This is a genomic window from Methylobacterium sp. 285MFTsu5.1 (assembly GCF_000383455.1).
Classification (GTDB): domain Bacteria; phylum Pseudomonadota; class Alphaproteobacteria; order Rhizobiales; family Beijerinckiaceae; genus Methylobacterium.
In genome coordinates this window covers 76,233-100,070 of sequence record NZ_KB911280.1, presented here as the reverse complement: position 1 = coordinate 100,070, position 23,838 = coordinate 76,233, and the positions used below count along the sequence as shown (strand labels likewise).

The 23,838-nt window shown below is 72.3% G+C and carries 22 protein-coding genes; 12 read left to right on the top strand and 10 right to left on the bottom strand.

All coding sequences use genetic code 11. The annotated features are described in order from the left end of the window. Positions 1-4: 4 nt before the first annotated feature. From H288_RS0117365 to H288_RS0117350, 4 genes are all read right to left on the bottom strand, one after another. Positions 5-1,000 (bottom strand): ABC transporter ATP-binding protein, encoded by a 996-nt coding sequence (locus H288_RS0117365; protein ID WP_020093852.1) that lies wholly within the window; start codon positions 998-1,000, stop codon positions 5-7. 48 nt (positions 1,001-1,048) lie between these two features. Continuing rightward, on the bottom strand, positions 1,049-2,476 hold the full coding sequence (gene hydA / locus H288_RS0117360; RefSeq protein ID WP_020093851.1) for a dihydropyrimidinase: 1,428 nt from the start codon (positions 2,474-2,476) through the stop codon (positions 1,049-1,051). A 229-nt stretch (positions 2,477-2,705) separates the two neighbouring features. After that, the gene (locus H288_RS0117355) at positions 2,706-3,776 is read right to left on the bottom strand and encodes a helix-turn-helix domain-containing protein (RefSeq protein WP_020093850.1); all 1,071 of its coding nucleotides are present in this window, start codon (positions 3,774-3,776) and stop codon (positions 2,706-2,708) included. Beyond that, the gene (locus H288_RS0117350) at positions 3,773-4,333 is read right to left on the bottom strand and encodes an isochorismatase family protein (protein WP_020093849.1); all 561 of its coding nucleotides are present in this window, start codon (positions 4,331-4,333) and stop codon (positions 3,773-3,775) included. The genes H288_RS0117355 and H288_RS0117350 overlap by 4 nt, the downstream gene beginning before the upstream one ends. Positions 4,334-4,453: 120 nt before the next feature. On the opposite strand from H288_RS0117350, the gene H288_RS0117345 reads away from it, so the two are divergent. From H288_RS0117345 to H288_RS0117335, 3 genes are all read left to right on the top strand, one after another. Continuing rightward, the gene (locus tag H288_RS0117345) at positions 4,454-5,167 is read left to right on the top strand and encodes an NAD-dependent deacylase (RefSeq protein WP_020093848.1); all 714 of its coding nucleotides are present in this window, start codon (positions 4,454-4,456) and stop codon (positions 5,165-5,167) included. Between the two features lie 282 nt (positions 5,168-5,449). Then, entirely contained in the window at positions 5,450-5,674 is a 225-nt protein-coding gene (locus tag H288_RS0117340) for a hypothetical protein (protein ID WP_012320868.1), read from the top strand. A gap of 313 nt (positions 5,675-5,987) precedes the next feature. Continuing rightward, positions 5,988-6,782: a DUF1194 domain-containing protein gene (locus H288_RS0117335; protein ID WP_042672366.1), complete on the top strand. Its 795-nt coding sequence runs from the start codon at positions 5,988-5,990 to the stop codon at positions 6,780-6,782. Positions 6,783-7,020: 238 nt separating this feature from the next. Here the strand turns inward: H288_RS0117335 and H288_RS0117330 are convergent, their stop codons facing one another. The 6 genes from H288_RS0117330 to ispG form a co-directional block, all read right to left on the bottom strand. Further along, positions 7,021-7,404 carry a hypothetical protein gene (locus H288_RS0117330; protein WP_020093846.1) on the bottom strand — a complete coding sequence of 128 codons (384 nt, stop codon included), beginning with the start codon at positions 7,402-7,404 and terminating at the stop codon, positions 7,021-7,023. A 74-nt stretch (positions 7,405-7,478) separates the two neighbouring features. Further along, positions 7,479-9,809, bottom strand: coding sequence for a xanthine dehydrogenase family protein molybdopterin-binding subunit (locus H288_RS0117325; RefSeq protein WP_020093845.1), 2,331 nt, complete (start codon positions 9,807-9,809; stop codon positions 7,479-7,481). Beyond that, positions 9,806-10,285, bottom strand: a complete 480-nt coding sequence (locus tag H288_RS0117320) for a (2Fe-2S)-binding protein (RefSeq protein WP_020093844.1) — start codon at positions 10,283-10,285, stop codon at positions 9,806-9,808. The genes H288_RS0117325 and H288_RS0117320 overlap by 4 nt, the downstream gene beginning before the upstream one ends. A gap of 424 nt (positions 10,286-10,709) precedes the next feature. Then, the gene (locus H288_RS35120; RefSeq protein ID WP_020093843.1) at positions 10,710-10,859 is read right to left on the bottom strand and encodes a hypothetical protein; all 150 of its coding nucleotides are present in this window, start codon (positions 10,857-10,859) and stop codon (positions 10,710-10,712) included. A 200-nt stretch (positions 10,860-11,059) separates the two neighbouring features. Next, entirely contained in the window at positions 11,060-13,078 is a 2,019-nt protein-coding gene (locus H288_RS0117310; protein WP_020093842.1) for a potassium transporter Kup, read from the bottom strand. 312 nt (positions 13,079-13,390) lie between these two features. Beyond that, positions 13,391-14,716: a flavodoxin-dependent (E)-4-hydroxy-3-methylbut-2-enyl-diphosphate synthase gene (gene ispG / locus H288_RS0117305; RefSeq protein ID WP_026605032.1), complete on the bottom strand. Its 1,326-nt coding sequence runs from the start codon at positions 14,714-14,716 to the stop codon at positions 13,391-13,393. Between the two features lie 384 nt (positions 14,717-15,100). Here ispG and H288_RS0117300 point away from each other — a divergent pair, with 384 nt between their 5' ends. The 9 genes from H288_RS0117300 (at position 15,101) to deoA (ending at position 23,788) form a co-directional block, all read left to right on the top strand. Beyond that, positions 15,101-16,228 (top strand): patatin-like phospholipase family protein, encoded by a 1,128-nt coding sequence (locus H288_RS0117300; protein ID WP_026605031.1) that lies wholly within the window; start codon positions 15,101-15,103, stop codon positions 16,226-16,228. Between the two features lie 297 nt (positions 16,229-16,525). After that, positions 16,526-18,166, top strand: coding sequence for a CHASE3 domain-containing protein (locus H288_RS0117295; RefSeq protein WP_020093839.1), 1,641 nt, complete (start codon positions 16,526-16,528; stop codon positions 18,164-18,166). Between the two features lie 147 nt (positions 18,167-18,313). Continuing rightward, positions 18,314-18,880 carry a glutathione peroxidase gene (locus H288_RS0117290; protein WP_020093838.1) on the top strand — a complete coding sequence of 189 codons (567 nt, stop codon included), beginning with the start codon at positions 18,314-18,316 and terminating at the stop codon, positions 18,878-18,880. Positions 18,881-18,936: 56 nt separating this feature from the next. Next, on the top strand, positions 18,937-19,572 hold the full coding sequence (locus H288_RS0117285) for a sigma-70 family RNA polymerase sigma factor (RefSeq protein WP_020093837.1): 636 nt from the start codon (positions 18,937-18,939) through the stop codon (positions 19,570-19,572). 101 nt (positions 19,573-19,673) lie between these two features. Further along, positions 19,674-20,441: an anti-sigma factor gene (locus H288_RS0117280; protein WP_026605029.1), complete on the top strand. Its 768-nt coding sequence runs from the start codon at positions 19,674-19,676 to the stop codon at positions 20,439-20,441. Positions 20,442-20,505: 64 nt separating this feature from the next. Beyond that, on the top strand, positions 20,506-20,946 hold the full coding sequence (locus H288_RS0117275; RefSeq protein WP_020093835.1) for a cytidine deaminase: 441 nt from the start codon (positions 20,506-20,508) through the stop codon (positions 20,944-20,946). Further along, positions 20,939-21,763: a purine-nucleoside phosphorylase gene (locus tag H288_RS0117270; protein WP_020093834.1), complete on the top strand. Its 825-nt coding sequence runs from the start codon at positions 20,939-20,941 to the stop codon at positions 21,761-21,763. The genes H288_RS0117275 and H288_RS0117270 overlap by 8 nt, the downstream gene beginning before the upstream one ends. Further along, a complete protein-coding gene (gene deoC, locus H288_RS0117265) occupies positions 21,756-22,487 on the top strand; it encodes a deoxyribose-phosphate aldolase (RefSeq protein WP_020093833.1) in 732 nt (243 codons plus the stop codon). The genes H288_RS0117270 and deoC overlap by 8 nt, the downstream gene beginning before the upstream one ends. A gap of 2 nt (positions 22,488-22,489) precedes the next feature. Next, entirely contained in the window at positions 22,490-23,788 is a 1,299-nt protein-coding gene (gene deoA, locus H288_RS0117260) for a thymidine phosphorylase (RefSeq protein ID WP_026605027.1), read from the top strand. The last annotated feature ends 50 nt before the right edge of the window (positions 23,789-23,838 follow it).

Here is a 23,838-nt window from a genome sequence, read left to right as displayed (position 1 = left end):
TCCGTTAGGCGTCGAGGCGGTGGGCGGCTGAAGCGTCCCAGCCGACCGGGATCATGTCGCCGGGGCGGAGCGGGCGGGCCGCGAACTCCGCGTCGCTGAGGATCGCCGTGAGGGCGGCGGGGCTCTCGGGCGCGCGCTCCAGCCCCTCGGCGTCGAGGCCGACATGGACGCTGGTGCCCTGGTACTCGACGGCCACCACCCGGGCCGGCCGCGCGGCGGGGCCGGCCTCGGCGCCGAGCCGCATCCGGTCCGCCCGAACGGCGACGAGCCCCTCCGGCAGCCGGATCACGTTGTGGCCGCCGATGAACCGGGCCACAAAGGCGGTGACCGGGCGCTCGAACACGGTGCGCGGGTCGGCAGCCTGCTCGATCCGGCCGGCATTCATCACCACCACGAGGTCGGAGAGCGCCATCGCCTCCTCCTGGCTGTGGGTGACGTGGATGAAGGTGAGCCCGAGCTCGGTCTGGATCCGCTTCAGCTCGACCCGCATCCGCACCCGCAGGAACGGGTCGAGGGCGGAGAGCGGCTCGTCGAGGAGCAGCACCTTCGGGCCGGTGACGAGGGCGCGGGCGAGGGCCACGCGCTGCTGCTGGCCGCCCGAGAGCTGGGCCGGCAGGCGCCCGGCGAGGTGGCCCATCTGCACGAGGTCGAGCATGGCCATCGCCTTGGTCCGGCGCTCCGCCTTGCCGATCCCGCGCATCTTGAGGCTGAAGGCGACGTTGTCGCGCGCGTCGAGATGCGGGAACAGCGCGTAGCTCTGGAACATCATGGCGGTGCCGCGCTCGGCCGGGGCGGCGTCGCCCACCGCCTTCGGGCCGATCACCACGTCGCCCGCGCTGGCGCGCTCGTGCCCGCCGATCATCCGGAGCGTCGTGGTCTTGCCGCAGCCGGAGGGGCCGAGCAGGCAGCAATAGGCGCCGGACGGCACCTTCAGGTCGATGCGGTCGACCGCAATGGCCGCGCCGTAGCGCTTGGTCAGGCCGATCAGCTCGACGTCCATGCGGTTCTCCCCCGGGAGCTGCAGGCAAGCGGCGGGCCAGCGCGGCCGTCAGGCGTCCCGCCGCTCGGCCGGATCGACGGCCCGGTCGAGCACCCGCCCGCGCCCCGGCTCGGACAGGACCCGGCCGTCCTCGGCGATGACCTGCCCGCCCGCGATGGTCATGACCGGCCAGCCGGTGACGTCGAAGCCTTCCCAGGGCGTGTAGTCGGAGCCGTGGTGCAGGTTCGCTTGGCGGATGGTCTCGCGCCGGTTCGGGTCCCACAGGGTCAGGTCGGCGTCGAAGCCCGGGGCGATCGAGCCTTTGCGCGGGTAGAGCCCGTAGAGCTTCGCGTGGTTCGTGGCGGTGAGCGCGACGAACTGGTTGAGGCTGATCCGCCCCTTCGAGACCCCCTCCGAGAAGAACACCGGCAGCCGCGTCTCGATGCCGGGAATGCCGTTCGGGATCCAGCGGAAGGAGGTCTTCCCCCGCGGGTTCAGCTTGCCCTGCGGGTCGTCGTAGCGGAACGGGCAATGGTCGGACGAGACCACGTCGAAGATCCCGCGGCGGATCCCCGACCACACCGCCTCCTGGCTCTCGACGTCCCGCGTCGGCGGCGAGCAGACGTACTTCGCCCCCGCCATGAGATCCTCCTGGCCGAGACCCTTCATGTCCTCGGCCGTGAGGGTGAGGTATTGCGGGCAGGTCTCGGCCCGGATCTTCAGGCCGCGCGCCTGCGCCCAGGCGATCTGCTCGGTGGCCTCGCGGCCCGAGACGTGGACGATGACGATCGGCAGGTCGATCAGCTCGGCGTGGCTGATCGCCCGGTGGGCCGCCTCCCGCTCGACGATCTCCGGGCGCGACAGGGCGTGGCCGTAGGGCCGGGTCTCGCCCGCGCGCTCCAGCCGCTCGCTCAGGTAGCGGATCGCGTCGTAGCCCTCGGCGTGGACCATGACCCGGGCGCCCTGCCGCCGCGCGACGTGGAACACGTCGAGGAGCTGGCGGTCGTTCAGCACGAGGTCGTCGTAGGTCATGAAGACCTTGAACGAGGTGTAGCCGTCGGCGACCAGGGCCGGCAGCTCCTGGCCGAGCACCGCCTCGGTCGGGTCCGAGATGATCATGTGGATCGCCACGTCGACGTGGCACTGGCCCTCGGCGCTGGCCCGGTAGGCGTCGACGGCGCCGCGCAGCGAGGCACCCCGGGGCTGGAGCGCGAAGGGCATCACGCAGGTGGTGCCGCCGGCCGCCGCCGCCCGGGTGGCGCTGGCGAAATCGTCGGCCATGACGATGCCGGGGCCAGAATCCTGGGCGATGTGGACGTGGCTGTCGATGCCGCCCGGCAGGACCAGCAGGCCGGAGGCGTCGATCACCCGGGCGGCGTCGGCGATACCCTCGGCCACCGCGACGATCCGCCCGCCGCGCACGCCGATATCGGCCCGGACCGTGTCGCTCGCCGTGACCACCGTGCCGCCCCGGATGGCAAGGTCGAATTCAGGCATGCCGCTCACTCCTCCGCGCCAGCGGGCGCGCCGGGCCGATGCACGGTCCGCGCCGATTCGGGCGGACGCGGTCGGCACCGCAGGAGGTCACAGGCGGCCGTTCGGGTCCAGCGGGCAGCGCCATACGCGGAACCACGGTTCCGGCCGAGATCTTCGGCCGTCGTCGCTCTCCCGTCATCACGAGCGCAGCGACGTGACCCAGGGGCGCGCGACGCCGGAAAGCGGAGCGCTACCCTGGATTGCTTCGCTCCGCTCGCAAGGACAGGTGTCTCGCGGGGTGCCTCGGGCGGACCGGCGCGGACGCCCCGTCCGCGGGTCCGGCACGCAGGCGCGATGGCGCCGCTGCGTGGAACTGCCGCCAGACGCGGCGCATGTGCCGGGCGGAGCCGAAGCCGGCGCGCTCGGCGACCTGCTCCAGGCCGAGGTCGCTCTGCGCGATCAGCTCCCGGGCTAGCGCGACGCGGGACCGGTTGACCGCGTCCGTCACGGTCATGCCGGCGTGGAGCCGGAACAGCCGCGCGAGGTTGCGCGGGCTCGCGCCCGCGACCTGGCCGAGCAGCGCCGGCGACCAGTCCCGGGCCGGGTCGGCGGCGATCGCGTCCTGGGCCCGGTGGACCGCCGGGTGCAGATGGCTGCGCCCCTCGAGCCAGGGCGAGAGCTGGGGATCGTCGGGCCCGCGCCGCATGTACACGACGAGCGTCCGCGCGACGGCGACCGCCGTCGCCGGGCCCGCCCACTCCGCCACGAGGTGCAGCATCAGGTCGATGCCGGCCGTGACGCCGGCGCTGCTGAACCGGTCGCGGTCCTGCACGAACAGGCGGTTGTCCACGACTCGGGCCTCGGGGGCCGCCGCCCTCAGCCGGTCGCAGCTGGCATGGTGGGTGGTGCAGGCGTAGCCGTCGAGGAGCCCGGCCCGCGCCGCGAGCAGCGCGCCCTCGCAGACGGTCGCCACGGTGTGGCCCGGCCGGATGACGCCGCGCAGCCACGCGACGATCTCGGCCTCCGCGTCGGCGTCGGCCGCCGGGTCCGGCGCGTCGCCGAGCACCTGCGTCGCGGAGCCCGGCAGGAGCACGACCGTCCCGTCCGCCACCGTCTCCGGCAGCGGTCCGGCACCGCCCAGGTCGAGCCCGATCGAGCAGCGGGTGAGCGCCCGCGGTGCCGCGTACGCCACCGCGAAGCCGATCCGGTCCTGGACGGTGCCGGCGATCCGCAGCACCTCCAGCGGGCCGGCGAGGTCGAGCAGCAGCGCGCGCGGCGGCAGGACCACGAGGACCGGGATGTGCCGCGCCGCCCCGCTCACGCGGCGACCGGCAGGTCCGGGCCGGCCAGCGCCTGGTCCACGGTGGCGATCCGGGCGAACCGGTCGGTCAGCACCAGCTCGGTGCGGGCCTTGATCTCGTCCGCGCCGAAGCGGCGGCCGTCCGGGTGGGTCATGGCGAAGGTCAGGGTGGCCTCGGTCACGTAGTCGACCTGCCAGCCGCTGTCGGAGGCGTGGCGGGCCGTGGTCTCGCAGCACTGCTCGGTCCGGATGCCCGACACGATCAGCCGGCGGATGCCGTGCTGCGTCAGCCAGCCCGACAGGCCGCTATCGACCAGGGCGCTGTGCCGGCGCTTGTGGAAGGTGGCCGTCGGCGCGATCACGACCGGCGCGAGGGTACGGACGTGGCCGGAGGCGATGGCGAACGGGCCGCTCTCGGCCACGTGGAACACCTGCAGGACCGGGATCCGCCGCGCGGCGGCGCCGTCGATGAGCGCCTGCAGGCGCGCGGTGAAGGGCGGGACATCGGCGTCGTTCCAGAAGGGCCTGTGCCGGAAGGATTCCTGGACATCGATGACCAGCAGCGCAACATCGGACATTTCGTGTCTCCCGCTCAGTGAAGCGAGCCGCAGCATTCACCGGTGGGACGCAGCGGGAAAGAAACCGCACCGCCAACCAGCGGACATATCCGGCCATTCTCAGGCGAACAGGAGCCGCGCGTGAGCGACCATCCCAAGACGATCTTCGTGCTGACCGGGGCCGGCGTCTCGGCCGAGAGCGGGCTCGGCACGTTCCGCGACCGCGGCGGGATCTGGGCGCGGTTCGACCCGATGAAGCTCGCCACACCGGAGGCCTACGCGGCCGATCCCGACACGGTGCTCGACTTCTACGACCATCGCCGCCGCGGCGTGGTCGCGGCCGAGCCGAACGCCGCGCACTTCGCTCTGGCGCGGGCCGAGGCGCGGATCGCCGACCGGGGCGGGCGGCTGTTCCTGTGCACCCAGAACGTCGACGACCTGCACGAGCGGGCCGGCTCGCGGGCGGTCACCCACATGCACGGCGAGCTGCTCAAGGCGCGCTGCTGCGCCTGCGGCGCGGTCACCCCGTGGCGCGCCGATCTGAGCCGGGCGGACAGCTGCCCCACCTGCAGCACTCCGGGCCGGATGCGGCCGGACGTGGTCTGGTTCGGCGAGATGCCGATGCACCGCGACGCGATCGAGGCGGCGCTCTCCGAGGCCGACCTGTTCGTGGCCGTGGGCACGTCGGGGGCCGTCTACCCGGCGGCCGGCTACGTGCGGCAGGCCCAGGCCCTCGGCATCCCGACCTGCGAGGTCAACCTGGAGCCGTCCGACAACGCCGACGCCTTCGACGCGACCCGCTACGGGCCGGCGAGCGTCGCGCTGCCGTGCTACCTCGACGAACTCGGCCTCTAGCGGGGCGACCGGCCGACGGCGGGGATTCGGGACCGGCCGCAGACGGGGCCCACCACGCGGCGTTCGCCGTCGGGCTCGCCAACCTGTTGTGCGAACGGGGTTTCTCGGCCCGTGATCTGCCGGACCGGGCCAGGATCAAAATCTTAAATGACGCGAATCACATCGGCGCGAGCTGTCAAGAACTGGTCGGGCAGTTGCCCACGGGTTACAACAGTCAAGCTCGGGATCGGCGTCGCGGCCTACCCGAGCGTTCGTTGAAGCCACAAGGGGAAGCAACTACCCATGCAGCACTTCACCGTAACCGACCGCGAGCGTGACACCGTCCTGGCGGCACTGCGCTATTACCAGTTCTACCGGATGCAGGGTCATCCGTTCGACCCCCGTCAGGATCACCTGATCGACACCATCGCCGGCCGGGCCGGCGAGGCGTTGGACCTCGCAGAGATCGACGATCTCTGCGCCGGCCTGAACGGCAACCCGCACGCCCTCGCCGCCGCGGCGGCCTGAGGCAGCTTCCGGGGCGGCCGAGGCCGCCCTCGACGACCCCGCGGCCGGCCCAGGGACGGGGCCGGAGGACGGGCAACCTCCGAGATGAGCGGGCCACCGCCGCCGGAGCGAACCTTCCTCACCGGGGCCGGGCTTCGCGCCCGAACCACACCCTGCCGACGCGCATCCGGGCCTGCCCCGCGGCGCGTCGGTCCGACGGGTGGGTCCGCGCGGCGGGCCCCCCGAAAGGCCGGTTTCGCGCGACGCCGAAACGTGGCCTAACGGATGCGCGACGGCCGCAGGGCCGCGCCTTCCGGTAGCGCCGAGGTCGATGATGCGGACGGGTTCGCGACGGATCCGCCGCGGCGTCCTGCGGGGCGCCGTCCTGCTGCTCCTCGGGCTCGCGCCCGCCACACCCGAGCCCGTTCAGGCCGCGCCCGAGAGCGTCGCCACCGCGCTGGTCGTCTCCGTGGACGTGTCGCAATCCGTCGACGAGGCGCGCTTCCGGCTGCAGATGGAGGGCATCGCCGAGGCCCTGGAGGACCCGTCGGTCCTCGGCGCGATCACCGGCAACCCGGGCGGGATCCTGTTCGCGATGGTGACCTGGGCCGACCGGGCGACCCTCGCGGTCGGCTGGCGGCGGATCGCCGGCCAGGCCGACGCCGCGGCGGCCGCGGCCCTGGTGCGGGCGACGCCGCGCCAGGCGGGCGAGTTCACCTGCCTCGGCCAGATGTTCCGCACCGTGACCGCCGCCGTGCTCCCGGCGCTCCCGGTCCCGGCCGAGCGCGTGGTGGTCGACGTCTCCGGCGACGGGATCGACAACTGCACCGACGCCGCCAGTCTCGCGGAGGCGCACCGGTCACTGCTCGACACCGGCGCGACGATCAACGGCCTGCCGATCCTGGTGCCGGGCGAGAACGACGTGGTCGGGGCCGGGGCCTACCGGGCGCCCGGCTACGGCCTGCTCCCGACGCCGCTGCCGCAGGAGCGCACGGGCCTGGAGCAGTGGTACCGCGCGCACGTCATCGGAGGCCCGGGCGCCTTCCTGCTGGCGGCTGCCGGCTACAGCGATTTCTCCAGGGCGCTGCGGCGGAAATTCGTGATCGAGATCAGCGCGCTGGGGCGGTGACGGGGCTCTCCCCGGACGTACGTCACGCGGATCGAATTGCGCTCGCGGCCGGCCCTGAGCCAACCGTGACGGGCCGGCTCGGACCTGACGGAGGCTGGGGTATTACGCGCTCCGTCATCATGAGCGAAGCGACGCAGGGCAGCGCGACCTCGGAAGGCTTGGCGTGACCCTGGGTTGCTTCGCTCCCCTCGCAAAGCCGGTGGGGCAGAAACGGATAACCGGGAAGCGTTTCAGCCCCTCAGGGTGCCTTCTTCAGCTGCTGCTCAGCGCGGGTGAGCGCCGCCTCGCACGCCTGCGCGTCGCCCTTCTGATCCGCCGTGCGCGCCTCTTCCAGGGCGACCTTCGCCTGCTGGGCGGCGTCCGCGCCCTGGCCGGCCTGGGCCGACTTCTCCGGCGGCGCCTGCGGCGACTCGTTTGCCCGCTGGCCCTCCGTCCCGGTGACACCCTCGCCGCCGCGCTTGGCGGCGTTACCCTGGCCGCTGGTCGAGGCGGAGATCGACTGGGTCAGCTCGGACTGGACCCGCTTGGAGACGCCCTCGATCCGGTCGCCGCAGGGCGAGGCGAGGGCGGGGGCCGCCGTCAGGATCAGGGTCAGGCAGGCCGTCAGGGCGGGACGCATCATCGGGTCGAGTACTTTCCAAGAGAATGGGGCCGCGGGTTTCCCCACGGCCCCAACGCCTCGCGACGGGTGACGGTTCAGGCGCTCAGCTGATCGCGGATCGGCAATTGCCGGACCCGCCGGCCGGTGGCCGCGAAGATCGCGTTGGCGATGGCCGGCGCCACCGGCGGCACGCCGGGCTCGCCGACGCCGCCGAGCGGACCGTCCCAGCGGCCGGTCGGCACCAAGTGCACGCGGACCGCCTTCGGGGCGGCGTCGATCCGGAGGACCTCGTAGCCGTCGAAGTTGTTCTGGACCGCCCGGCCCTGCTTGAAGGTGATCTCGGAGGTGAGGGCGAGCCCCATCCCCATGACCACGGCGCCCTCCATCTGCGAGCGGATGCGCTCCGGGTTCACCTGCGGGCCGCAATCGACCGCGATGTCGATCGCCTTCACCTGGACCTGGCCCTTGTCGTCGACCTCCACCTCGGCCGCCACCGCCGTGTAGGTGACGAAGCTGTAGTGGCCGGCGATGCCGAGGCCGGTGCCCTTCGGCATCTGGCGACCCCAGCCCGCGCCCTTGGCGGCCGCCTCGATCACGCCGCGCAGGCGGCCGGTCTCGATCGGGTAGCGCTTCGGGTCCTCGCCGTAGTTCCAGACGTCGCCGATCTCGGTCGGGCTGATCTTGCGATCCGGTCCGATGAGCGCGAGCAGGTACTCCTTCGGCTCGCGGCCGGCGGCGTGCGCCAGCTCTGACACGAAGGACTGGATCGCGAAGGCGTGCGGGATGTTCGACACCGAGCGGAACCAGCCGATGCGGGCATGCGCGGCGGCCTCGGGGTTCTCCAGCCGCATGTTCGGGATGTCGAGCGGCGTGTTGACCAACCCCATCCCGAGCTCGAACGGCAGCTCGTGCTTCGGGTCGGGCGCGAAGATCGAGCCGATCGTCGGCGCCACCGAGCGGTGCAGCCACGCCACCGGCATGCCCTTGTCGTCGAGGCCGGCCTCCAGCCGCTCCACCGAGATCGTGTGGTAGAAGCCGTGGTGGAGGTCGTCCTCACGGGTCCAGGCGAGCTTCACCGGCGCGCCGTCGACGGCCTGCGAGCAGAGCGCCGCCTCGACCACGTAATCGGGCTTCGACTTGCGCCCGAACCCGCCGCCGAGCAGCGTGACGTTCACCTTGACCTTGTCGTCGGGCAGCTTGAGCGCCTTCATCAGGCGGTCGTTGGCGGCCTGCGGACCCTGGACGCAGGCCCAGGCCTCGCAGAACCCATCCTTCACCCGGGCTACCGCCGCCGGGGGCTCCATGGGGGCCTGGGCGAGGTGCGGCACGAAGTACTCGGCCTGGACCTTGGTCTTGGCCTTGGCCATGGCGCCGTCGACGTCGCCCTGCGTGCGCACGACCTTGCCGGGCTTGCGCGCGGCGGCCTCCAGCTCCTTGCGGAACGCGTCGGTATCGTAGCCGGCGTTCGGGCCGTCGTCCCAGGTGATCTTGAGCGCGTCCCGGGCCTTCAGGGCTGCCCAGGTGTTCTTGGCCACCACGGCGACGCCGCCGAGCGGCATGAACTCCGAGGGGATCGGGGTGGCGTCGATCTTGAAGATCTTCACGACGCCCGGGACCTTCTTGGCCTCGCTGTCGTCGAAGGACTTCACCGTGCCGCCGTAGACGGCCGGGCGAGCGACGACCGCGTACAGCATCCCGTCGAGCTTGGTGTCGAGGCCGTAGACCGCCTTGCCGGTGGTGATGTCGAAATTGTCGATCAGACCGATCTTGCCGGTGCCGATGTAGCGGAAGTCCTTGGGATCCTTCAGCTTGACGTCGGTGGGCACCGGCAGCTCGGCGGCGGCCTTGGCGACCGCGCCGTAGCCGAGGGTGCGGCCCGACTTGGCGTGGGTCAGCGTGTGGTTGACGGCCGTCACCTCGGAGGCCGGCACGCCCCACTGCTTGGCCGCCGCCTGGATCAGCATCAGCCGCGCGGCGGCGCCGGCGTGGCGGAAGTGCTGGAAGAAGTGGCGGGTCGAGCGCGAGCCGTCCGTGTCCTGGTTGCCGAAGCGGGTCTCGTCGCCCCAGGCCTGGACGACCTTCACCTTCGCCCAGTCGGCCTCCAGCTCGTCGGCGACCGTGAAGGCCACAGAGGTGCGGATGCCCTGGCCCATGTCGGAGCGGTGATTGGTCACCGTGACGGTGCCGTCCGGCGCGATGGCGACGAAGACCTTCGGGTCGTCGCGCCAGCCGTGCGGCATGCCGTCGGCGCCGAACTTCTGCTCCTTCTGCTCCTTGGTCTGGGTCTCGTCGGCCCGGGCCGGGCGCAGCGAGAGGGCCAGAACCAGGGCGCCGGCGCCGCCGAGGATGCCGCGGCGGCTGACGTTGTCGAGGGCCGGCGTGGTGCCGGCGGCGCGCTCAGCGGTGAGCTTGGCGTCGTGGATCACAGGCGCTCTCCCTTGCTGGCGGGCGCCGTCTGGCCGGCGGCCTGATGGATCGCGGCGCGGATGCGCGGGTAGGTGCCGCAGCGGCAGATGTTGCCGCTCATCGTGGTGTCGATGTCGTCGTCGGTGGGCTTCGGCGTGTCCTTGAGGAGGGCGGCCGCCTGCATGATCTGGCCGCACTGGCAGAAGCCGCACTGGGCGACGTTCTGGTCGCGCCACGCCACCTGCACGGGATGGTTGCCGTCCGGCGACAGACCCTCGATGGTCACGACCTCCTGGCCGGCGGCCGCCGAGACCGGCGTGATGCAGGCGCGGGTCGCCGCGCCGCCGAGATGGATGGTGCAGGCCCCGCAGAGCGACACGCCGCAGCCGAACTTGGTGCCGGTGAGCCCGAGCTCGTCCCGCAGGTACCACAGCAGCGGCATGTCGGGGTCGCCGTCGAAGCTGCGCGCAGCCCCGTTCACGGTGAGTTTGATCATCGTTGCGTCCTGTCTGGCGGCGCCGGAGCGGCGATCAGTCGGGTCCGAGCCGGGCCGGGGGCCTCGGCCGGCTTAGCCGGCTCACGTTCCCCGGTGCGGACAGGCCGCGGGGCGAACGCTCAAGCTCAGAATAATAAATATTCTAAGGCACGCGGCGGGGTGGGCGCAACGCGGGGACGCGGCCGGTCATCCCCGAGCCTCTGCGCCCGAGGCATGCCGCGTGCGGCGGCGCACATGGGTGACCATCGACACGGGGACGCGGGCGGGTCGATTCGGTCAGGCGGTCCGGTTCGCCGCGCGCCGTGGCCGCGGGCGGAGCGACGCACATCGCTCCGCTTGGCGCCCCAGCGCTGCACCTCGGGTTGGGACGCTTCGCTGCGCGCGATGACAGGCGCCCGCTGTCGAGCTCCGTCGGGCCGGCAGCTCAGCCCTCGAAAGTCGTGTCGGCGCCGACCAGAAGATCGCGGCCGTTCTTCGGGATAGGGAAGCCGTACCCGTCACCGGGCTTCTCCCATATCAGGACGCCGGCCTTATTGGCCGCGCTGACGTACAGATCGAGACCGATCTTCTGCATCGCCAGATGGAGCGCCTGCAGCGCGTCCGCGCCGGCTCCGAAACTTGTCTCGCGGCTGCTCGGGCCAACCGATCGTGTAGCGACAGATCCAGTTCCCGTCCGCGTATTCCGGCGCGCGGAGCCGGACCGGGACAGGGACATCGCCGTCCGGAGCCCGGATCATCAGGACGCGCGCGCCGATGACCATGGCGGCGCGGCCCTCAGACCGTCACCTGCGTCCCGACCTCCACCACGCGCCCGGTCGGGATCTGGAAGAAGTCCGTCGCGTCGTTGGCGTTCTTGGCGAGGGTGATGAAGATCCGGTCCTGCCAGAGCGGCATGCCCGAATGCGCCGCCGGCCGGATCGAGCGGCGCGACAGGAAGAACGACGTCGCCATGATGTCGAACTTGAAGCCCTGGCGGCGCAGCAGCACCAGCGTCTTCGGGATGTTCGGCGTCTCCATGTAGCCGAACTTCATCACGACCTTGTAGAAATGCGGGCCCACCGGCTCGATCCGCACCTTGTCGGCCTCGTTCGAGCGCGGCGTGTCCACCGTCTCGACGGTGAGGATCACGTTCTTCTCGTGTAGCACCTTGTTGTGCTTGAGGTTGTGCAGGAGCGCCGCCGGGGCGATCTCGGGATCGCTCGTCAGGAACACCGCAGTGCCGCGCACGTGGTGGGGCGGGCTCTTCTCCAGCATGCCGACCAGCTCGACCAGCGGCACGTCGGTCTTGCGGGTCTTGTTGAACAGGATCGTCACCCCGCGCACCCAGGTCCACATCAGGATGATGAGGCCGCCCGCGAGCAGCAGGGGTACGTAGCCGCCCTCCACGACCTTGATCAGGTTGGAGAGCAGGAACAGGAACTCGAGGACGATGAAGGGCAGCATCACGGCCGCAGCCGCCACGGGCGACCACTTCCACATGCGCCACATCACTAGGAAGGTCAGCGAGGCGGTGAGCAGCATCGTGCCGGTCACCGCGATGCCGTAGGCCGAGGCGAGCGACGACGAGGTCTTGAACAGCACGGCGAGCAGCACCACGCCGAACATCAGGAGGGCGTTGATCTGCGGCAGGTAGATCTGGCCGGCATGCGACTCGGAGGTGTGGCGGATCTCCAGCCGCGGCAGCAGGCCGAGCTGGATCGCCTGCCGGGACAGCGAGAAGGCGCCGGTGATCACCGCCTGGCTCGCCACCACGGTGGCGATCGTGGCGAGCACCACCATCGGCAGCAGTCCCCAGGCGGGCACGAGCTGGAAGAACGGATCGGCCGTGTCTGGCTTCTCCAGCACCAGGGCCGCCTGCCCGAGATAGTTGAGGGCGAGCGCCGGGAAGACGAGGCAGATCCAGGCCACCTGGATCGGCTTGCGGCCGAAATGGCCGAGATCGGCGAACAGGGCCTCGGCCCCGGTCACCGCCAGGAACACCGCCCCCAGGGCGATCAGCGCGCCGCTGCCGTGGCCGAGCAGGTAGTGCACGGCGTGCCAGGGATTGAGCGCGCGGAACACCTCCGGGTGCAGGGTGATGTGCGGCAGCGCCGCGAGCGCCATGGCGAGGAACCACACGACGGTCACCGGCCCGAAGAAGGCCGCCACCTTCCCGGTCCCGCGGTTCTGCACGAGGAACAGCGCGACGATGATCACCACGGTGATCGGCAGGACGTACTCGTCGAGGGCGGGCGTGACGAGCTTCAGGCCCTCCACCGCCGAGAGGACCGAGATCGCCGGCGTGATCACCGCGTCGCCGTAGAACAGCGAGGCGCCGAGGAGCCCCAGCATGAACACGATGCGCGAGCCGCCGAGCGCCTTCCGGGCCAGCGCCATCAGCGAGAGGATGCCGCCCTCGCCGTTGTTGTCCATGCGCAGCAGGATCGCGACGTACTTGACCGTCACGATCATGAAGAGGGCCCAGAGGATCAGCGACACGGTGCCGATCACCTCCTCGGGCAGCAGGATGCCGTCGGTCCGGGCCGGGACCAGGGCCTCGCGGAACGCGTAGAGCGGGCTGGTGCCGATATCGCCGTAGACGACGCCGACGGAGCCGACCAGCAGCGTCCAGAACCCGGCATGGCCGTGCTGGGTCTCGGTCTTCTCGGGGGCGTCGAGGCTGCCGGCGGTGGCCGGCCCGTGCGTCGGCGCCGGGGCGCCGGTCTCGTCGGCGGCCTGGGCGGCCGCGCGCGCGGCGTCGGGGGCTGCGGGCGCGGGCTGGGGGGCTGCGCCGGGTGCGAAGGTTTGGCTCATGCGGATGTCGGAAGCTCGGGCGTGGCCGGCGCTTCGCGGTTCGGCTCAGGGGCCAGTCGGGGCCGGGCAGAAAACGCGAAGACTCCGCCGAACCGTGCGGGCCGGCCACCGGGCCGACCGCTCGCGGGATCGTGCGGCCTTGCTATCATGCCCTCGTGCGCCCGGAAACCGTGTGCACCCGCGAAGAACGCGGAGCTGGGTCTCGGCACGGCGGGCCACGCCGCCAACGTTAACCGGACACGCGGCGCCCCGGAGCGACGGCGGGAGGCGACGCGGTCTCCGTCTCGCGGGACCTGCGCGTCGGCCCGCCCGTCACTCGGCGGCGGTGCGGTTCCCGCCCTGGCCGAATCGGCGCTCGATGTAGTCGATCACGATCGTCTCGAAGTCCTTGGCCAGCGTCGGGCCGCGGAGCGTCATCGCCTTCTTGCCGTCGATGAAGACCGGCGCGGTCGGGGTCTCGCCGGTGCCGGGCAGCGAGATGCCGATATCGGCGTGCTTCGATTCGCCCGGGCCGTTCACGATGCAGCCCATCACGGCCACGTTCAGCCCCTCGACGCCCGGATAGGTCTTCTTCCACTCCGGCATGGAGGTGACGATCCAGTTCTGGATGTCGCGGGCGAGTTCCTGGAACGTGGTCGAGGTCGTGCGGCCGCAACCCGGGCAGGCCGCCACCATCGGCACGAAGGTGCGGAACCCCATGGTCTGCAGGAGTTCCTGGCTGGCCTTGACCTCGACGGTCCGGTCGCCGCCGGGCTCGGGGGTCAGCGAGTACCGGATCGTGTCGCCGATCCCCTCCTGGAGCAGCACGCCGATGGCGGCCGAGGCGGCCACGAGACCCTTCGAGCCCATGCCGGCCTCGGTGAGGCCGAGATGGATGGCGTAGTCCGAGCGGCGCGCCACCTCGCGGTAGACGGCGATCAGGTCCTGCACCGCCGAGACCTTGGCCGAGAGGATGATCTTGTTCTGCGGCAGGCCGAGCTCCACGGCGCGGTCGGCCGAGCTGATCGCCGAGCGGACCATCGCCTCGCGCATCACCGCCCGGGCGTCGATCGGCCGCGGCGCCTTGGCGTTCTCGTCCATCAGGTGAGTGAGCAGCTCGCCGTCCAGCGAGCCCCAGTTGGCGCCGATCCGCACGGTCTTGTTGTGCTTGATCGCCTGCTCGATGATCGCCGAGAACTGCGTGTCCTTCTTGTCCTTGAAGCCGACGTTGCCGGGGTTGATCCGGTACTTGGCCAGCGCCTCCGCGCAGGCCGGATGGTCGGCGAGCAGCTTGTGGCCGATGTAGTGAAAGTCGCCCACCAGCGGCACGTGGACGCCGATCCGGTCGAGGCGCTCGCGGATCTTCGGCACCGCGGCCGCCGCCTCGTCGCGGTCGACCGTGATGCGCACGAGCTCCGAGCCGACCCGGGCGAGCTGGGCGACCTGCGCCACGGTGGCGTCGATGTCGGCCGTGTCGGTGTTGGTCATCGACTGGACGACGATCGGGGCGCCGCCGCCGACGGTGACCGCGCCCTCGCCCTCACCGACCGTGACGCCGACGGTGCGGTGGCGCGGGGCGGGGCCGGCGATCTCCGGTCCGCCGCCGGCCAGCGGGTTGTCGGCGGGGTTCTCGGAACGGGTGGCTTCCATGACTTCCATCGTGGACTTTCGCGGGCGCGCCTCGCGGGTGCCGGAGCCGTGACGGCTGCCGGGCCGGTCCCGGGGACACGCCTCGCCGGAACTTCGGGGCTGCCGCGGGTTAGCTGCGGACGACCCGGCGCCGCGTCAACCCGGCGCCGCGCGGGGCAGCATCGCGCAGGACAGCATCGCGGCTGTCATGTCGTATCCGGGCGCGGATGTCGAGTTTCCTGCACGTCCCGGAGGCACCCGCCGCCGTCGCCGGCCGGTTTTCGTCGGACTCTGTTGCCGATTCGCTCAGGCCGGGACAGGTGCCGGCGCGGGGCGGGCACCCCGCCGCGATCCCGCCGCACGGTTGATGCTGCATCGCAGCATCCCATCTGTGTGGTGGATCAGGAGGCCGACATGAGCGAGCAATTCGGTGGCGCCGAGCCGCACAACCCCGCCACCGCCGTTCCCGAATCGCCCGTCACCGACGCGATCGAGGCGCAGCCGGCGCAGGCGCCGGGCCCCGCGCTCGCCGGGCCCAAGTTCGAGAAGCCGGTGGCGCTCGCTCTCCAGGGCGGCGGCGCGCACGGCGCCTTCACCTGGGGCGTGCTCGACGCGCTCATCGAGGACGGCCGCCTCGGCTTCGAGGCGGTGACGGGGGCGAGCGCCGGGGCGATGAACGCCGTCGTTCTGGTGGATGGCTGGCTGAAGGGCGGCCCGGACGGGGCCCGCGAGGGTCTGGAGCGGTTCTGGCGCGAGGTCAGCCTCGACGGCGACCTGGGGCCGGCCCAGCGCAACCTCGTGAGCGGCCTGTTCAGCCTGTGGAAAGGCAACCCGGTGGCCGAGTTCTGGGCCAAGATGCTGGCGCCGAGCCCCTACGTGTCGAACCCGCTCAACATCAATCCGCTGCGCAAGGCGCTCGCCGAGCAGGTCGATTTCGACCGCCTCCGCGAGGCCGACACGGCGGGCCTGTTCGTCTCGGCGACCAACGTCTGGACCGGCAAGCTCGCGGTGTTCGAGCGCGAGCGCCTGACCGTCGACCACCTGATGGCCTCGGCCTGCCTACCCACGGTCTTCCAGGCGGTGGAGATCGACGGCGTGCCCTACTGGGACGGCGGCTACCTCGGCAACCCGCCGCTCTACCCCCTGCACCGCGGCGCCCAGACCCGCGACATCCTGCTCGTGCAGATCAACCCCGTGGAGCGGCGCGAGACCCCGCGCACGGAGGCCGAGATCCGCGACCGGCTCAACGAGATCACGTTCAACGCGAATCTGATGCGCGAATTGCGGGCGATCGACTTCCTGGACGGGCTGATCGAGGAGGGCACCCTCGGCCAGGGCCAGTACCGCCGGGTCCTCGTGCACCGGATCGACGGCACCGACGCCCTCGAAGACTATAACGCCGCCTCCAAGCTCGACGCGCGCTGGACCGTGTTCAAGCGCCTGCGCGACAAGGGCCGCGCCGCCGCGCAGGCCTGGCTCGCCGAGAACTACGAGCGGATCGGCCGGGATTGCACGGTCGACCTTCAGCAGACGTATCAGTGATGGGCCCTTCGGGCCGTGTACGAATAATTGATATCAAGACAATTTTCTGTCGAGATCTGTCAAATATTGTCGGATCTGGCAGATTATCGGCCTGATGTTCGGTGGAATGAAGGGAGTTTGCGTATATGTATTTTGGTCTGACTTCGAGTTAATAAAAATTTTTCTTCATAAGCGACGATGAAGCGTCTACGGGCAGAGCGCGGTTGATGAGGCGGCGACTCACTCACCGCGGGGAGAGCCCGAGACATGTCATTTCGTATGTCTGACTACAGGATCAGCATCAAGATCGCTCTTGTCATGGGCGCGATGCTCATCGTTACATTGGTCGTGGCCGGCATAACCTTGCGGAACATCGGTGACATCCGGGAAGCTCAGGACCGGATCGAGCATACGCAGGCGGTGCTGGAACAGGTCGAGCGGATGAGCCTCGCGATGGTGAATCGGGAGACCGGCCTGCGCGGCTACCTGATCGCCGCGGAGCCGCGCTTCCTCGAGCCCGAGACGGCCGGACGTGAGGCCTTCGCGGCGGCCTGGTCGGAGATGCGGCGGCTGGTGGCGGACAACCCCGCGCAGCAGGCACGCTTGACGGACCTGAAGTCGCTGGCTGATCGCTGGGGCAGCGCGTTCGCGGATCGCGAGATCGCCCTGATGCGCGATGCCGCGACGCGGGAAGAGGCGCGCCGGATCATGATCTCGGGCGTCGGCAAGGCGATCATGGACGAGATCCGCGCCAAGACGGCCGAGATCGCCGACACGGAGCGCGCGCTGATGAACGGCCGGGCTCAGGCCGCGGCGACGGCCATCGCGGCGACGCGTTCAGCGAGCCTGATCGGCCTCGGCCTGATGGCCGGCATCGGGCTGATCGGTCTGGCGCTCCTGCAGATCGGCATCGCCAAGCCGGTCCGCGCCATCACGGCCGCGATGACCCGGATGGCGGCGAACGATCTCCGGACCGAAGTGCCCGGAGTCGGCCGCGGTGACGAGATCGGCGCCATGGCCGATGCGGTCCGAGTCTTCCGCGACGGCCTCGTCCGAGCCGCGACCCTCGAAGCCGAGGCTGCGCAGGCCCGTGCCGCCCTCGATGCGCAACGCAAGGCCGCGATGGTCGAGATGGCCGACGGCTTCCAGGCGGCGGTCGGCGGTGTGGTGCGGGCCGTCTCGTCGGCGGCGAGCGAACTCGAATCCACGGCCGCGCGCATGAGCTTCGCTGCGGCCGAGACGGCCGACCAGTCGACGACGGTCGCGGCGGCGGCCGAGCAGGCGGCCACGAATGTCAGCACGGTGGCTGCCGCCGCCGAGGAACTCGGCACGACCATTCACGAGATCGGCCGTCAGGTGCAGACGGCGGCCGACTTCGCCGACACGGCCGTCGCGGAGGCCGGACGATCCGCGGACCTGATGCGCAGCCTGCGGGAGAGCGCGACGCGGATCGGCGACGTGGTCGGCCTCATCTCGGGCATCGCCGGCCAGACCAACCTGCTGGCCCTCAACGCCACGATCGAGGCGGCCCGCGCCGGCGCGGCGGGTCGCGGCTTCGCGGTGGTCGCGAGCGAGGTCAAGGAACTGGCCGAGCAGACCGCCAAGGCGACCGAGGAGGTCGCCCGACAGGTCGGCGAGATCCAGTCCTGGACCGGGGACGCCTCCGACGCGATCACGCGGGTCGTCAGCCGCATCAACGAGATCAGTGCAGTGTCGAGCGGGATTGCCGCGGCGGTCGAGGAGCAGGGTTCGGCGACCCAGGAGATCGTCCGGAACGTCGGGCAGGCGGCACTCGGGACCGGAGCCGTCACCAACAACATCACGGCCGTGGCCCGCTCGGCGGAGGGGGCTGGGAGCGCCGCCGCACAGGTGCTCGAGGCGGCGTCCGGGCTGCTGGGGCAGGCTCAACAGCTCGACGTGGAAGTGGGCCGCTTCCTCGACACGGTCCGGACCGGTTGAGGCCGCCCGCCGGCCTTCCGATCCGCGGCGGTCGAGCCTGCGTCGAAACGACCGTCGCGGCGCATGAAACCGTGGCGGGTCGGGCGCGTTGCCGCGCGGAAAATCGCGCGCTCAGTGGCGCGACGAGGTCGCGAAGAGGTCACCGCCATGACGCTGCTGCGCCGCGAGGCCCTGATCCTGATCGGTGCCGGTCTCGCCGGCGGCGCCCGCGCCGCGGAGCAGCCCGCCGGCACCGCGCGGGCCACGGATTTCGCCTTCGAGACCCCGGAGGCCGCGCCGATGCCGCTCTCCGCCTACGCGGGGAAGCCGATTCTCGTGGTCAACACCGCGACAGCTTGCGGCTATGCCGGGCAGCTCACCGGGCTGCAGACGATCTGGACGCGGTTCGGCGATCGCGGGCTCATCGTGCTGGGCGTCCCGTCGCCGGATTTCGGCAACCAGGAACCCCTGGACGGCCAGGCCATCGCGGAGGCGGCGCGGAGGAATCACGGCGTCACCTTCCCGCTCACGGCCAAGACCCGGGTGAAGATGCCGGGCGCCCACCCGTTCTACCGCTGGGCGGCGGCCGAGCGCCCCGCCGAGACGCCGCGCTGGAACTTCCACAAGTACCTGATCGCCCGCGACGGCAGCCTCGCGGCGGCCTTCGCCACGCAGGTCGAGCCGACCGATCCGCGGGTGATCTCGGGGATCGCCGCCACCCTCGACCAGGCCTGACCGCGACGCCGGGCCGGCAGGCGGGATTAAACGTGCGGCCCCCGCGTTCACACATCATGGCATCGGACAAGAACAAGCGCGCGGACCTCCTCGACCTGCTGGTGCCCCTGCGGCGCTACGCGCGGTCGCTCACCCGCGACACGCTGCGGGCCGACGACCTCGTGCACGACACGCTGGTGCGGGCCCTGGAGATGCAGGGCTCGCTGCGGCCGAACACCAATCTGCGCACCTGGATGATGACGGTGCTGCACAACGCCTTCATCGACGAGCAGCGCCGCCGGCAGGTCGAGGCGCGGCACGCCGACACACTGGTCCGGATGACCGAGGACATGGCGCCGCCGGCCCAGGAGGGTCAGGTGCGCCTCGCCCAGATCCGGCAGGCCTTCCTCAAGCTGCCGGAGGAGCAGCGCGCGGCGCTCCACCTCGTCACCCTGGAAGGCATGGCCTACGCCGACGCGGCGGCCGTCCTCGGCATCCCGATCGGCACGCTGATGTCCCGTCTCGGCCGCGGCCGGGCGGCTCTGCGGGCCTTCGAGGAGGGGACGCGGACCGACCGCAGCTCCGACGAGGCGGAGCCCGCCAAGACACCCGAGACGCGGCGCGGACCGCCCTCCACCCTCCGGCTCGTCGTGTCCGACGAGCCGCGGGAAAGGTCCGCCTGGCCTCTGCGACGCGCCGTCGGAGAGAGCTGAGCGCGGAGCTGATGAAGGACCGGCACCCGCGGGCGCCGGTGCCGACTGACGATTGCGACCGGCGGATCGCCTCCGGGCACGCTGGATTCGAGGACTTCACGATGATCGATCCGATCACAGACGACGATCTCATCGCCTTCGTCGACGGCCAGATCGACCCGATGCGCCGTCTCGACGTCGAGGCGCACCTCGCGGCCAATCCCGAGGCCGCGGCCCGGGTGATGGCCGAGATGCACGATCGCGACGCCCTCAGGGCCTGCTTCGAGCGCGTTCCGGGGCCCGGGCCGGACCGGAACATGGTCCTGGCGCGCCGCTTCGACCGGAACCTGCGCTGGCGCCGCGTCGCCTCGCGCCTGAAGCGGGCCGCCGCGATCGCGGTGCTCGTGGGCGCGGGCTGGCTGGCCCACGACGAGATCGGCCGCTTCGGCGTTCCCGACACCCTGGCGGCGACCCCGGATCCGGCCCTGATCGCCGACGCGCGGCAGGCCCGGGTCGTGGCGCAGCTGCGCAAGAGCATCGGTGGCCAGGCCGACGATCCGGTCTACGACCGGGCGCGGCTCCGCTCGGCGACCGGCATCGACCTGCCGGCCCTGCCGGACGGCTGGCGGGTGCGCGACATCCAGGTCTTCCCCGCCCGGCACGGCACCGGGATCGAGGTCGCCTTGGAGACCGAGCGCTTCGGCGAGGCGTCGCTGTTCGCCACCCGCGGCATCCGCGGCGGACCGACGACGCTCATCACCGGCTCGGACGACGGCGACGTCGTCTCGTGGAACGCGGGCGACACCGCCTACGCCCTGAGCGGCCCGCGCAGCGACGCGGACCTGCGTCAGGCGGCGAGCCTCCTCGGCGCCGGTCCGGCGACCCGCTGAGCGCCGCGCCGGACTCCCGCCCGGGGCCTCGACAGAGCGCCCCGGCGGGTGCCAAAGATCGGCCATGCAGGCCGCGGATCCAGCACGGGACCCAGCACGGGACGATGACGGGCTCGCAGCCCTGTTCGAGGCGGCGCGCGCGGTGCGCGCGCACGCGCACGCGCCCTATTCCCGCTTCCCCGTCGGGGCCGCGCTGCGCGACGAGCGCGGCGCGATCCACGCCGGGTGCAACGTCGAGAACGCCGCATACCCGGTCGGGACCTGCGCGGAGGCCGGGGCGATCGCCGCCATGGTGGCGGCCGGCGGCCGGCGCATCGCGGCGATCCTGGTCTGCGGCGACGGCAACGGCCTGGTGACGCCCTGCGGCGCCTGCCGCCAGCGCATCCGCGAGTTCGCCCGGCCGGACACCCCGATCCACGCCGCCGGTCCGGGCGGGGTCGCCCGCACCTTCACGCTGGCGGAGCTGCTGCCGGAATCCTTCGGCCCGGAGACGCTCGGTGAGTGAGGCGGCCGCCCGCGACGCCCTGCGCGCCGCCGGCTTCGCGGGTCCCTACGCCTGCGCGGTGGTGACCGGCACCGGCCTCGGCGGGATCGCGGCGGCCCTCACGGACGCGCGCGCCGTCGACTACGCGGCGATCCCCGGATTTCCGGGGCCCGGTGTCAGCGGCCACGGCGGCCGGCTGCATCGCGGCCGCCTCGCCGGGCGGCCGGTCCTGATCTTCGAGGGGCGGGCCCACGCCTACGAGCGCGGTGACCCGGCGGCGATGCGGGTGCCGCTCGCTTGCGCCCGGCACCTCGGCGCCCGCCGCCTGCTCCTCACCAACGCCTCCGGATCGCTGCGGCCCGCGACCGGGCCCGGCTGCCTCGTGCTGCTCGCCGACCACATCAACCTCTCCGGCCTGAGCCCGCTGATCGGCGAGGCCAGCGACGCCCGGTTCGTGCCGATGACCGAGGCCTACGACCCGGACCTGCGGGCGCGGCTCCGCGCGGCGGCCGGGGCCTGCGGCGTGCCCCTGGGGGAGGGAGTCTACGCGTGGTTCTCGGGCCCGAGCTTCGAGACGCCCGCGGAGGTGCGGATGGCCGGCATCCTGGGCGCCGACCTCGTGGGCATGTCCACCGTGCCGGAGGTGATCCTCGCCCGGTTCCTCGACCTGCCGGTGGCGGCGGTCTCGGTGGTGACGAACCTCGCGGCCGGCATTGCCGGCGGCGCGCCGCACCACGCGGAGACGAAGGAAGTCGCGGCCCGGGCCGCGGAGGATCTCGGCCGCTTGGTCCGGGCGTTCGTGGCCGGCCTGCCCGACGGAGAGACAGCCGATGACTGACCCCGAAGCCGGCGCGGTCGCACGCCGGGCCCTGCCGCTCCTCGACCTCACCGATCTCGGCGAGACCTGCACCGAGACCCGGATCGACGTCCTCTGCCGGGACGCGAAGCGCGGCGGCGTCGCGGCGATCTGCGTCTGGCCGCGCTTCGTCGCGCAGGGCGCGCGGGCGCTCGCGGGCACCGCGATCCGGATCGCCACGGTGATCAACTTCCCCGCGGGCGGCGAGGACTGCGCCCGCGCCACCGACGACACCGCCGAGGCGCTGCGCGACGGCGCCGACGAGATCGACCTCGTCCTGCCCTACGGCGCGCTGCTGCGGGGCGAGGCGGCGGTGGCCCGCGACATGGTCGAGGCCGTGCGCGACACCTGCGGATCCGCGACCCTGAAGGTGATCCTGGAGACGGGTGCGCTCGCCGAGCCGGAGCGGATCCGGGAGGCCAGCCGGATCGCCCTGGAGGCGGGCGCCGACTTCCTGAAGACCTCCACGGGCAAGAGCCCGGTCTCGGCGACCCCGGAAGCCGCCGAGGCGATGCTGGCCGAGATCCGCGCCGGCGGCCGCCCCGCGGGCCTGAAGGTCTCCGGCGGCCTGCGCAGCGTCGCCGACGCCGCCACCTACCTCGACCTCGCCGACCGGCTGATGGGTCCCGGCTGGGTGAGCCCGAGAACCTTCCGGCTCGGGGCGAGCAGCCTGTTCGAGACCCTGATGCGGGCGCGGACGCTGTGAGCGTGCGGCTGCCTCAGGAGACGATCCGGGCCAAGCGCGACGGCCAGCCCCTCGATCCGGACGAGATCGGGGCCTTCATCCGCGGCCTCACCGACGGCACGGTCGGGGAGGGGCAGGCGGCGGCCTTCGCCATGGCGGTGTTCTTCCGCGGCCTGTCGCTGCCGGAGCGGGTGGCGCTCACCCGCGCAATGGCGGAATCGGGCCGGATCCTCGCCTGGGACCTGCCCGGGCCCGTCCTCGACAAGCACTCCACCGGCGGCATCGGCGACGCGGTGAGCCTGCCGCTCGCCCCGATGGTCGCGGCCTGCGGCGGCTACGTTCCGATGATCTCGGGGCGCGGCCTCGGCCATACCGGCGGGACGCTGGACAAGCTCGGCAGCATCCCGGGCTACGACGCCACGCCCGGGCTCGACGCGTTCCGCCGGGTCGTCGCGGAGGTCGGCTGCGCCATCATCGGCCAGACCGCCGAACTCGCGCCCGCGGACCGGCGCCTCTACGCGATCCGCGACGTCACCGGCACGGTCGAGTCCCGCGACCTGATCACCGCCTCGATCCTGTCGAAGAAGCTCGCCGCCGGGCTCGACGGGCTCGTGATGGACGTGAAGCAGGGCTCCGGCGCCTTCATGGCGGGCGTGCCTGAGGCGCGGGCGCTGGCCCAGAGCATCGTCACGGTTGCGGAGGGGGCCGGCCTGCACACCGCCGCGCTGATCACCGACATGGACGCGCCGCTCGCCAGCGCGGCCGGCAACGCCGTCGAGGTCGCCTACGCGCTCGACTACCTGACGGGCGCGCGCCGCGAGCCGCGCTTCCACGCGGTCACGGTGGCGCTGGGCGCCGAGATGCTGGTCGTCGGCGGCCTGGCGCCGGACCGCGATAGCGCCGCGGAGCGGCTGGAGCAGGCCCTCGCCTCGGGCCGGGCGGCCGAGGGCTTCGGCCGCATGATCGCGGCGCTCGGCGGACCGGGCGATCTCCTGGAGCGGCCGGAGGCGCATCTGCCCGCCGCGCCGGTGCGCCGGGCGGTCCGTCAGGACGGGACCGTCGCGGGGATCGCGACGCGGGCGCTGGGCCTGGCGGTGATCGGGCTCGGCGGCGGCCGCACCCGGCCGGAGGATCCGGTCGACCCGCGGGTCGGCTTCACGGATCTCGCCGGTCCCGGATCGTCCGGCGGGCTGCTCGGGATCGTCCACGCGGCCGACGAGGCCGCCGCGGACCGGGCGGAGGCCGCGCTGCGGGCGGCCTACCGAATGGGCAACGCGCCGCCGGAGCGCCCGCCCGTCCTCGAGCGGGTGGGCGCCGGCTAGCGGGCGCGCCCGGCCATCACGGAGCCGTGGCCGGGCGCGGCGGGCTCGGA

Coding starts and splice junctions, on each gene's coding strand:
- H288_RS0117275 (WP_020093835.1), top strand. CDS start 20,506: ATGCAGGCCGCGGATCCAGCACGGGACCCAGCACGGGACGATGACGGG.
- H288_RS0117310 (WP_020093842.1), bottom strand. CDS start 13,078: ATGAGCCAAACCTTCGCACCCGGCGCAGCCCCCCAGCCCGCGCCCGCA.
- H288_RS0117295 (WP_020093839.1), top strand. CDS start 16,526: ATGGGCGCGATGCTCATCGTTACATTGGTCGTGGCCGGCATAACCTTG.
- deoC (WP_020093833.1), top strand. CDS start 21,756: ATGACTGACCCCGAAGCCGGCGCGGTCGCACGCCGGGCCCTGCCGCTC.
- H288_RS35120 (WP_020093843.1), bottom strand. CDS start 10,859: ATGCAGAAGATCGGTCTCGATCTGTACGTCAGCGCGGCCAATAAGGCC.
- ispG (WP_026605032.1), bottom strand. CDS start 14,716: ATGGAAGTCATGGAAGCCACCCGTTCCGAGAACCCCGCCGACAACCCG.
- H288_RS0117285 (WP_020093837.1), top strand. CDS start 18,937: ATGGCATCGGACAAGAACAAGCGCGCGGACCTCCTCGACCTGCTGGTG.
- H288_RS0117350 (WP_020093849.1), bottom strand. CDS start 4,333: ATGTCCGATGTTGCGCTGCTGGTCATCGATGTCCAGGAATCCTTCCGG.
- H288_RS0117330 (WP_020093846.1), bottom strand. CDS start 7,404: ATGATGCGTCCCGCCCTGACGGCCTGCCTGACCCTGATCCTGACGGCG.
- H288_RS0117300 (WP_026605031.1), top strand. CDS start 15,101: ATGAGCGAGCAATTCGGTGGCGCCGAGCCGCACAACCCCGCCACCGCC.
- H288_RS0117340 (WP_012320868.1), top strand. CDS start 5,450: ATGCAGCACTTCACCGTAACCGACCGCGAGCGTGACACCGTCCTGGCG.
- H288_RS0117365 (WP_020093852.1), bottom strand. CDS start 1,000: ATGGACGTCGAGCTGATCGGCCTGACCAAGCGCTACGGCGCGGCCATT.
- H288_RS0117280 (WP_026605029.1), top strand. CDS start 19,674: ATGATCGATCCGATCACAGACGACGATCTCATCGCCTTCGTCGACGGC.
- H288_RS0117335 (WP_042672366.1), top strand. CDS start 5,988: ATGCGGACGGGTTCGCGACGGATCCGCCGCGGCGTCCTGCGGGGCGCC.
- hydA (WP_020093851.1), bottom strand. CDS start 2,476: ATGCCTGAATTCGACCTTGCCATCCGGGGCGGCACGGTGGTCACGGCG.
- H288_RS0117320 (WP_020093844.1), bottom strand. CDS start 10,285: ATGATCAAACTCACCGTGAACGGGGCTGCGCGCAGCTTCGACGGCGAC.
- H288_RS0117290 (WP_020093838.1), top strand. CDS start 18,314: ATGACGCTGCTGCGCCGCGAGGCCCTGATCCTGATCGGTGCCGGTCTC.